The sequence below is a fragment of the Streptomyces sp. NPDC006879 genome, from assembly GCF_042869595.1.
Classification (GTDB): Bacteria; Actinomycetota; Actinomycetes; order Streptomycetales; family Streptomycetaceae; genus Streptomyces.
Genome location: NZ_JBIAGC010000033.1, coordinates 43,316 through 52,754 on the forward strand (window position 1 = coordinate 43,316; position 9,439 = coordinate 52,754).

Consider the following 9,439-nt stretch of genomic DNA (forward strand, 5'->3'; position numbering starts at 1 on the left):
GACCGCTGTCATCGCGGCCGGTGTCGTGGTCGGCTGGCCTGCCCACCGCAGCCTGACCCAAGACCCAAGACCCGAACCCGCCCTCCCCTGCCCCACCATCAGCCGCTCACGTGCCCAACAACGTGACAGAGCCTCCACCAGGGCGGGCGCCTTCCTGCCCGAGTAGCCAGCCACGGCACGCTGAAGGGGCGGAACCTACGGCGGGGTCGGGGACCTGTCCGTGAACTGAAGGGGCGGGACCAGCGCTGTGGTGGTGCTGGAGGTGTGCAGGGTGGAGCGGGCAGTGCTCAACCAGGCGGTGACGTCGGCGTCATGGGCGGGGCCGGCGCCAATCAGCAGGTCGAGGTGGCCGCCTTCGGCGGTGAGGGCGAGCGGGTGGCCGTGCCCGGCCGCTGTCCACATCGGTGCGGTGGGGTGGGACTGAGCCGGGTCGTACCCGATCCAGCACTGGCGGCCAGACCACCTCCACCCGGTCCAGCAGCCTCCCTCGACCTGCTCGATTCCCGCACTGCCGTCCCACAACGCACCCAGGTAGTCGGGGATGACGAGATTCTCTACGGTGACCGGCCGGGCGGGGACGCCGTGCAGGCAGGCGGCGAGGGCCGGTACGCCGGCGATGAGTGCGTAGCGGCGCTTGCGCACGAAGGGGCTGGGGGTGGCGGGGAGCAGGTCGACGGTGACCGCGCGTCCGGTGTGTACGGGCGGCTGGGGGTGCCAGGCCAGGTGCGGGTGGTGGTCGGCGAGGGCGCCGGGGTGGGCGGGCGGGGCGTCCATGAACCGGTGGAGTTCTTGTTGCAGGTTCCAGTGGTCGACCGGGTTGCCCACGATCACTGCCGCCCCTGGTGGGTCAAGGTCCGGCGCTGCCCTGCCCGTGCTTTCGGGATGCCGGTGAGCCAGCAGACAGACTCGGGCGCCTTCGGCCGGGGCGACCAGGCACCACACATCGTCTCCGGCCAGGATGAGCTCATCCGTCCCATCTCCGTCGATGTCGCGGACGGTGGCTTCCGGCGTGCGGGATCCGGCTGAGGCCCAGCGTGCGGCGGTCAGCAGCGGTCCGGCAAGTCGGGCGTGTGAGGCCGTCGCCTGCACCCACGGGGCCAGTTGGCGTTGGCCTTCTTCTTGGTCGTGCCAGGCTGTCTCGTGTGCGCCGGCCATGACGAGCTTCTCGGCGAGTGCGGTCAGCCGTGCATCAGCCTTGTCCGGCCCGCGTGCGGCGCGGATCCGAGATTCCAGTTCGGCGAGCAGCGTCGCGTAGGGCTGCCATTGCGGATTGTCGGCCCAGCCTCGATAGTCCTCCCCGGCCCGCCAGTCGATGGCCAGTTCGAAGTAGGTGCCGGCTGCTGGTACAGGACCTGCTTGCGGAGGGTGGGTGTCCAGCCAAGCCTCGAGGGCGACTGGCTGGACCAGCGGGTGCTGGCCGAGCCAGTGGATCACGCGTCGGTAGTCGACGAGAGCGGGCTCCCATCCGGCGACGCCAGCGGTGCGTTCCAGGTCGTCGGCGTAGACCAGCAGCAGGCGTTCGGGGTGGTCGGCACGCGAGCGCACATCGGCGACGAATTCCTCCAGTGCCCCAAGGTGTTCGAGAGAACGGGCGGGGATCAGATAGCGCAGGTGTGAACAGATGGGCACCATCTGAAGCTCCCGCCCTTCGATGGCGATCTGCCGAGGCTGCAGAAGCACGGGATCGACCAGGCCGGTCACGTTGGACTGGAGGCCGCCACCTGCCCCGTACGGGCCGTGCCGGTCGGCCAGGGCACGGGCTGAGCCGGGCGGGGCCAGGACACGGTCGTCGACCAGGACGCGTCGGAAGCCACCGTGGGGCAGGGAGGGGGCGGTGAGCTGCGGGGCGAGTGCGGGGTCCCAGACGCGTTCGGGCAGCCACACGGTCGACGTGGCGCCGTCAGGGACGGCGAGGTGGTGCCGTAGCAGGTCGGCCATGGCCCGTAGCTGACGTTCATTGGCAGCCGGGTCGTGCAGCGGCATGATCGGCTCGGCGTAGGTGCCGCCGATGAGCGTGAGCCACCCCTCGGCGCACCCAGTGCGGACCTCGGTGAGAAATTCCGGATGGTGCCAGGCCAGCGCCTCGATCAGGGTGCCGGACAGGTGCAGGGCGCACGGAACCCTGAACCGGCGGTGGAGCCGCAGTACGGCCGTATAGCCGCGGCAGACGGCGGTGATCCCGTCCCGGTCGTTGTAGCCGTCACCGATGACCAGTTGGTTGGCGTGGTGCACGAAGGCCACCGCCACCGGCGAGCGAGCGAAGGTCATCGCGTGCCCCGGGCGAGGCAGTGCAGCGCCCCGGGCCCCTCGTCGAGTACCTCGGTGGCCAGCCATGCCCAACGAGCCAGGGTATGGCGGCCTCCACCTCCGTAGCCGACCAGCTCGAAGTAGAGCACCTGCACGAATGCGCATGCCACCTGCACCGCGATCCGCTCGTCGTCCGCCGGCCCGCCGTGTGAGCGATAGGAGCCCCACAGCGCGCCGGCGATGCGTGCCAGCTCGTCCTGGGGAAGACCAAGGTGCGTGCCCGTCACCAGGATCTGACAGATCGCGTATCCGACATCGAGGGCAGGCTCGTACATCCCCGCGTGGTCCAGATCGATCACCGTCACGAGCGGGGGTGTGGCGGCGTGCCTGTCGAGGTAGACGTTCTTGGGGTGCAGGTCCCCGTGTCCCGCCACCAACCGCACCGTCCTGGCAGGCTCCAGGAGCGGATTGAGCAGCTCGGTCAGATGCTGCACCGCACCGAGCCCGTCCCGCGCGCGGATGGCGGCGAACTCGGCCAGATCCGCGAGCCGACACAGAGTCTGCTCGTGCAGCGCGGGTCGGCGCGGCAGCTCCACCGGAACGCCCTGCAAGACGATCAGGAAACCGGCGACCGCCTCCACGGCACAATCCGCCTCGGGACCGGTCAGCGACAGCGCCCAGGGCCTTCCCGGAGCACGCTCGGCCACCAATGTGCCCGCCGGGTGGACGCCGAGTGTGCGCAGCACCTGGTACGGGGGACGGTCGAGCCCGACAGCACGTAGCTGATGAGCCGCCTGATCCGCTGCCCGTCCGCTGCGGTGCGAGTCATGTTTGAGCACCAACGGAACTTTCCGCCATCCACCGCCGGATGGGTCGTCCATCTCGGCCTGCACCTCGGTCAGCAACGTGGAATGCCGCCGTCGGTGCCGGGTCACCACCACCTCGCCCACACCTCGATCCCCGACGACACCATCGGGGATCGCCTCTCGCAGTATCCGGGCGCACTCGGCCGCAGTCGGCGGCGCTTCACTCATGGGCACCCCGGTGCCGGCAGTCCCAGCCGGTGCTGTGGCGCGCGCCGCGGCCTCTTCGCCGACCGAAGGATGCAGGGTCCCCGCGAGTCTGCCCTCACTGTCACCATGCGGCGGCTTGTGAGCGTGCTCTTCCATCGGGTCAGCATGACCCAGCGATCCCCCTCACACGATCCGGAGACATGCCTTTCGCCCCGTATCCACCCTTACAGCGCTCTCCGGCTTCGGCTGGTCAAGGTGACGCCGGGTCGTCGAGGGTCAGGCCGCTGCCAGGCTGCGCTTGACGGGTCAGGGTGCGTGGGGAGGGCCTCTCCGGTGTCATGATCATCTGTCTGGTCGGATCGCTGGGGCACCTTGTGGACACGGTGCCGCGCCGGGGCTTCCGATTCCCGCCGGAGGCCATCTCCCACTGCGTGTGGCTGTACCACCGGTTCAGCGGTTCCCTGGACGGCCCTCAGCAACGCCCTCACCGCCGCCGCGCGCATCGCCCGAGCGGGGCGCGGGTCACGTCCTGGTGAACGTACGACGGTAGGTGCGGGGCGGCACACCCCGGCGGCGCACGAACTGCTCGCGCAGGACGGCCGCGGAGCCGTATCCGACCATCCGGGCGATCTCCTCGACCGGCAGGTCGGTGGTCTCCAGGAGTTCCTCGGCCCGGCCGAGGCGCAGGCCGAGCACCCAGGCATGTGGCGTCGTGCCGGTCGCGGCGGTGAACCGGCGGGCGAAGGAGCGGCGGCTCATCAGGGCACGCCGTGCCAACTCGGCCACGGGCAAAGGTTCGTGGAGATGTGCTCGGGCCCAGGCGAGAACACCGGCGAGCCTCTCGTCCTCACCGTCCTCGGGGACGGGGGCGGCCAGGTACTGGGCCTGTCCGCCGTCACGGTGCGGCGGCAGAACGAGGTCGCGGGCAACGGCGTTGGCGGCGGCGGCCCCGTACTCCCGCCGCAGCAGATGCAGACAGAGGTCGAACCCGGAGGCGGCGCCCGCGCCTGTGATGATCCGGCCCTCGTCGACGTACAGGGCGTCGGGCTCGACGGTGACGGACGGGTACCGGGCGGCGAGGAGCTCGGCGAAGCGCCAATGGGTGGTGGCCCGCAGGCCGTCGAGCAGCCCGGTGGCGGCGAGCGCGAAGGCCCCGACACAGTGCGCGCCGACGAGCGCGCCGCGTGCGTGCGCCGCGCGCAGCGCGTCGAGGACGGGGGCAGGCGGCGGGGTGCGGAAGTCGGCCCAGGGGAGGGCGAGTACGAGATCGGCGGCAGCGATCCGTTCAAGGCCATGCGTGACGGTGAGCGGTATGCCGACGTCGGTGGGGACCTCGCCAGGTCGGTCGCTGCAGAGCGCGAAGTCGAAGCGCGGGGGCCCGCCGACGTGGGCGTCGAAAACCTCGGCGACGAGAGCGGCGGCGAGCATGCCGACCCTGGGCGGGGCGTAGGCGGCGACAGAGACGAAGGGCATGGCGCGGAGTATGGCAGGTGGTGGCAGAAAACCTGCGACCAGTGGCAGAGCAGCCACTCGTATGAGGCGAACGGCGGGGTGAGAGTGGGGGCCATGACAGACCGAGTGATCGACCGCGTGACCGACCGAGCGATTGACGGAGTGAGTGGTCGAAGGATCGACCAGCCCCGCGGCAACAGCGCCTCCTACACCATCCTGACCACCGGTTACACCCTTTCCACAGGACCGGGCGTCGCCGCCACCGTCTCGTACGTCCGGGACGGCGACCGGCACGTGATCGTCGACCCCGGGATGGTGGCCCACCGCAACCGGATCCTCGGCCCGCTCGCCGAACTGGGCCTGAGCCCGGACGACATCACCGACGTCGTCCTCAGTCACCACCACCCCGACAACACCTTGAACGTGGGCCTGTTCGGCCAGGCGCGCGTCCATGACCACAAGGCGGAGTACCGGAACGACCAGTGGATCGACCGGGACGCCGAGGGACATGAACTCACGCCGTCCCTGCGCCTGATCCGCACCCCGGGCCACAGCCCCGAGGACATCACGCTCCTCGCCGGCACCGCCGACGGCGTGGTCGCCTTCGCCGGCGACCTCTGGTGGCGCCCGGACGGCCCGGCCGACGACCCGGTCGCCCCGGACCGCGACACCCTCCGCTGCTCGCGCACACGCGTGCTGGCGGCGGCCGACGTCATCGTTCCGGGCCACGGCGGCCCCTTCCCGGCGGGAGTGGAGGCGCCGCTGTAGGTGGGGACCACCGCAGGGAAGTCCGTGACGCCGAGGCCCGTGCGCTCAACCGATCGCGCTGCCTGGCGCACTCGGCATCGCCCAGCTGGCTCCCTACTACGATCCAGCCGGCCGCGCGATGATGACGCCCAACACAAACGAAGCGCGGGCACGACCGGCCCTGTGGCCGGCTTGGCGTGGCAGTGGGTAGCGCCGGCCAGCCGGCTCGCCGTCGGGTGTGCCCGTGCCCGTCAGCCCGAACGGGATCAGGACGGTGGCTGGCTGGCTCTCACCGACAGCGCCGTCTGGCCCGTCGCGCGTCGGAGAAAGATCCGGAGCCGCAGTCACCGTGCCCGCGCGGGTGCCGCCGTCCCGGCGAGAACGGCTGTCCCGGGCGGGCGACTGGGACCGGTCGGCACGGGCGGACGATCTGGAACTCATGGCTTCGGAAGTGGTGACCCACACACTGATCCGCGGCGAGCACCATGTCGACCTACCCTTGCGGGAAGGCGCCGACCACATCCGGCTTGGGCTGCGAGACCGTGACGTGACGCCCCCGTCCCCTCCCCGATCGCCGCGTCCGACGAGGAGAACGCCCGGGCAGAGCACGGCCGTGGCCTTGTCATCGTCGAGAGCCCGGCCAGTTAGTGGGGCACTTCGCCCAATGGTCGCGGCAAGACCATCTTGCTGGGGACGCCCGTCCGAACGCCCGGCCCGCGCCGCGGGCGTCTACCAGTAGTGCCGCCGGCCTCCGACCGAGCGCCCCGCAGTACCCAGGGCCCACAGCGCCAGTCCGATAACGGCCAAGATGATGCCGATGGCCCACAGGACCGAGATCCCAGCGGCCCATCCGATGACCATCAAGATGATTCCAAGGGTGATCATTTCGTCCTCCACTCAGCTGCCGCCGCGAGCCCTCTCCCACTGGACTTCGCACCCGCGGGAGCGCTCTGCCATCCGGTCCCCGCGGGCTTCGGCGTGGCGTCGTACGCCCCGTTCGGCAGTCCGCCGCCGGATGCTCTGCATGCGGCGTCCACCACCGGGCGCACCTGGGCGGAGAAGGGGGCCTGCGGTCTCCGGAGCCCCGCTACCCGCCGGTTTGGGTGGCACTCCACACCCCGCGCTCTTTGGTCCTCGACCATCCCATACCCCGATTCGGCCCGGTCATCTGCGCCAAGGGCGCTCCCGTGGTCCGCGGCGCATCAGCGCGCGGCGTCAGATGCGGTGCCTCTCAAGGCGGAGCGGTGACCTCGTGCCGGGGCGGATCCAGGTGGTCCGCCGGCGCGGTGAGGTGCCGCATCCGACGCCGCGGACCCGCCGGGGACTGTGGGAGAGCCCTTGGGAGCGGCCCCGTTTCTGCCGGCGCCCCCGCGGCCACGCACAGCGCTGGGCGCGCACCTGGTATCCGGTGCGCGCCCAGCATTGCTTCACCTCCGGCGTGTCGTGTTCGCCGGCGCCCCCCCTCGCGGGAGGTCCCGGGTCAGCCAGCCATGTCGTGGCGGGGGCCGGCGGCCTTCCCCGGGAACACCCCCGCCTTCACGGCGGCCAGGATGGCGTCGGCCTGGTCCTGCGTGAGCTTGCCGTCCTTGACGGCCCCGTCGAGGCGTTCGGCCAGCTTCTCCTGGCGTTCGGCGCTGTTCAGCCGCTTGCCTTCGGAACGCTGCTGCTTGCGCTCCTCGATCTTCTTGGTGCGCTCTTCACGCTGCGCGGAGTGGAACTTCTCCAGCGACCCGGTGACCTTCTCCACCGGCACACCCAGGTCCTTCGCGAGCGCCTCGGCCAGCTCCTTCTGCCGCTGGTCGCGCTGCTCCGCCGTCCTTCCGTGGCGCGGCCCGGGCTTGCCCGAGTCCTGCTGCTCCGTGCTGGGAGCGTCGGTCTTGCCGGAGTCCTCGGCGAGGGCTACTGCGGGGAAGACCAGACCGATGCCGACCAGGGTCGCCCCGGCGGCGAGGCCCGCGCGCTTACGGACGTTCTTCATGGATGTCCTCCGTTGATCAGGTTCTACCGGGATCCAGGCTGACGTCCCCGGGTGAGCGGGCCATGGGGAGCGGATGAGAAGTTCCTTAGTACGGCGCCCGGCGAGCCGGCGGCCTTGGGGGCCCTTGGGTGTCGCCTCGACCAGCGCTCGATCTGGCTGCGCGCCGCCCCACCCCGACCGCTGGCCGCGGCACCGACGGAACGTCAGCGGCTCCTTCAACTCCGTTGATTCAAAGCCAAGTCGACACTCTGGCGCTTCTTCTACGCACCGCTCTATCCTGCCAACGCCCATCGCACTTCGAACGCGCTTGCCATACGGGTGAGCGAGCTGCTCCGGGTCGGCCGACCACCGTCCCGTCCCCACCATGTTCGGAGGTCCCCCTTGGACAAGTCCTCGCGTAGCCGTCTGCGTTGGCCATCCCTCGTGGTCAGCGCTCTGGCGACGGTGGCGGTGATCGCCGGCCCGGTGAACGCCGCCGCGCCCGGCCCCCAGTCGGGCGAGATACGCACGGTGGCCGGCGCTCAACCGGTTCCCCACAGCTATCTGGTGGTGCTCAAAGACAGCGCCGTGCCCAACCGGGCGATCCCGCAGACCGCCGACAGTCTCGCCGAGCGCTATGGCGGACAGGTCCGGATGGTCTGGCAGAAGGCGCTCCATGGCTTCGCCGCGCGGATGAGCGCGCCGCAGGCGGCGCGATTGGCGGCCGACCCGCGCGTCGAGTACGTCCAGCAGGACGCGCAGGTGCACACGCAGGGAACACAGCCGAACCCGCCGTCGTGGGGTCTGGACCGAATTGACCAGCGCAACCTGCCACTCGACAAGAGCTACTCGTATGCCGGCACCGCCGCCAACGTGACCGCGTACATCGTGGACACCGGCATCCGCACCACCCACTCGACCTTTGGCGGCCGGGCGGTCTGGGGCCACAACTCCGTGGACGCCAACAACACCGACTGCAACGGGCATGGAACCCATGTGGCGGGCACCGTGGGCGGCAGCCAGTACGGAGTTGCCAAGGGGGTCAAGCTCGTTGCCGTCAAGGTGCTCAACTGCGCCGGCTCCGGAACGACGGCAGCCCTGGTGGACGGCGTGAACTGGGTGGCGTCCCATGCCGTCAAACCCGCGGTCGCGAACCTGAGTCTCGGCTTCTCCGGCACCAACAGCGCCGCCGACACCGCCGTGCGCAACGCGATCACCTCCGGCGTGACCTTCGTCATCGCCTCGGGCAACTCCGGTGCCAACGCGTGCAACTACTCGCCGGGGCGGGTCGCCGAAGCCATCACCGTCAACGCGACGAGCAGTTCCGACGCGCGCGCCAGCTTCTCGAACTACGGCTCCTGTACCGACCTGTTCGCACCGGGCGTGAGCATCACCTCGGCCTGGAACACCAGCGACACGGCCACCAATTCCCTCCAGGGCACCTCGATGGCCACCCCACACGTGGCGGGGGCTGCCGCGCTGCACCTGTCCACCCACCCGGCGGACACACCGTCCCAGGTTTCCGCCGCCCTGATCGGCGCGGCCACCCCGAACAAGGTGACCAACGCCGGCACGGGATCGCCCAACCGACTGCTCTACACCTCCGGTGGCAGTTCCTCAGCGGTCAGCGTCGCCAACCCCGGCAACCAGACGAACATCCAGTACGACAGCGTCAACTTGCCGATGGCGGCTTCCGGGGGCACCAAGCCCTACCGGTGGTCGGCGGCCAACCTGCCGTCCGGTCTGACGATCAACACCACCACCGGCCTGATCTCCGGCCTGGCGCGGGGCGCGGGCACCCGGACCGTGACGGTCACCGCGACCGACTCGGGGAACTCGGTCGGAAGCACAAGCTTCAGCTGGCACGTCATCTGGGACGGCTGCCCCACCTGCTAACTGCGCCTGATCACACCTGTGGCGGGGGGGGGGGGGGGGGGGGGGGGGGGGGGGGCCGGCCGGGGGGGGGGGGGGGGGGGCGGCGGGGGGGGGGGGTATAAAGATGAAAATAATATTAAGAAAAAAA

General features: G+C 70.6%; 7 protein-coding genes. 2 read left to right on the top strand and 5 right to left on the bottom strand.

The features are described from left to right. Window positions 1-195 precede the first annotated feature (195 nt). From ACFYMC_RS22065 to ACFYMC_RS22075, 3 genes are all read right to left on the bottom strand, one after another. The gene (locus ACFYMC_RS22065) at window positions 196-2,268 is read right to left on the bottom strand and encodes a hypothetical protein (RefSeq protein ID WP_388527986.1); all 2,073 of its coding nucleotides are present in this window, start codon (window positions 2,266-2,268) and stop codon (window positions 196-198) included. Next, a complete protein-coding gene (locus tag ACFYMC_RS22070; protein WP_388527989.1) occupies window positions 2,265-3,281 on the bottom strand; it encodes a phosphotransferase family protein in 1,017 nt (338 codons plus the stop codon). Before ACFYMC_RS22070 ends, ACFYMC_RS22065 begins: the two co-directional genes overlap by 4 nt. 501 nt (window positions 3,282-3,782) lie before the next feature. After that, window positions 3,783-4,733, bottom strand: a complete 951-nt coding sequence (locus ACFYMC_RS22075; RefSeq protein ID WP_388527992.1) for a GlxA family transcriptional regulator — start codon at window positions 4,731-4,733, stop codon at window positions 3,783-3,785. Between the two features lie 93 nt (window positions 4,734-4,826). Between ACFYMC_RS22075 and ACFYMC_RS22080 the strand changes: the two genes are divergently transcribed. Then, complete coding sequence (locus ACFYMC_RS22080) at window positions 4,827-5,480, top strand: MBL fold metallo-hydrolase (protein ID WP_388527995.1); 654 nt, start codon at window positions 4,827-4,829, stop codon at window positions 5,478-5,480. Window positions 5,481-6,188: 708 nt separating this feature from the next. Here the strand turns inward: ACFYMC_RS22080 and ACFYMC_RS22085 are convergent. Both ACFYMC_RS22085 and ACFYMC_RS22090 read right to left on the bottom strand, forming a co-directional pair. Then, window positions 6,189-6,344 (bottom strand): DUF6131 family protein, encoded by a 156-nt coding sequence (locus ACFYMC_RS22085; protein WP_388527998.1) that lies wholly within the window; start codon window positions 6,342-6,344, stop codon window positions 6,189-6,191. 595 nt (window positions 6,345-6,939) lie between these two features. After that, the gene (locus ACFYMC_RS22090) at window positions 6,940-7,437 is read right to left on the bottom strand and encodes a hypothetical protein (RefSeq protein WP_388528001.1); all 498 of its coding nucleotides are present in this window, start codon (window positions 7,435-7,437) and stop codon (window positions 6,940-6,942) included. 381 nt (window positions 7,438-7,818) lie between these two features. Between ACFYMC_RS22090 and ACFYMC_RS22095 the strand changes: the two genes are divergently transcribed. Further along, complete coding sequence (locus ACFYMC_RS22095) at window positions 7,819-9,312, top strand: S8 family peptidase (protein WP_388528003.1); 1,494 nt, start codon at window positions 7,819-7,821, stop codon at window positions 9,310-9,312. Window positions 9,313-9,439 lie beyond the last annotated feature (127 nt).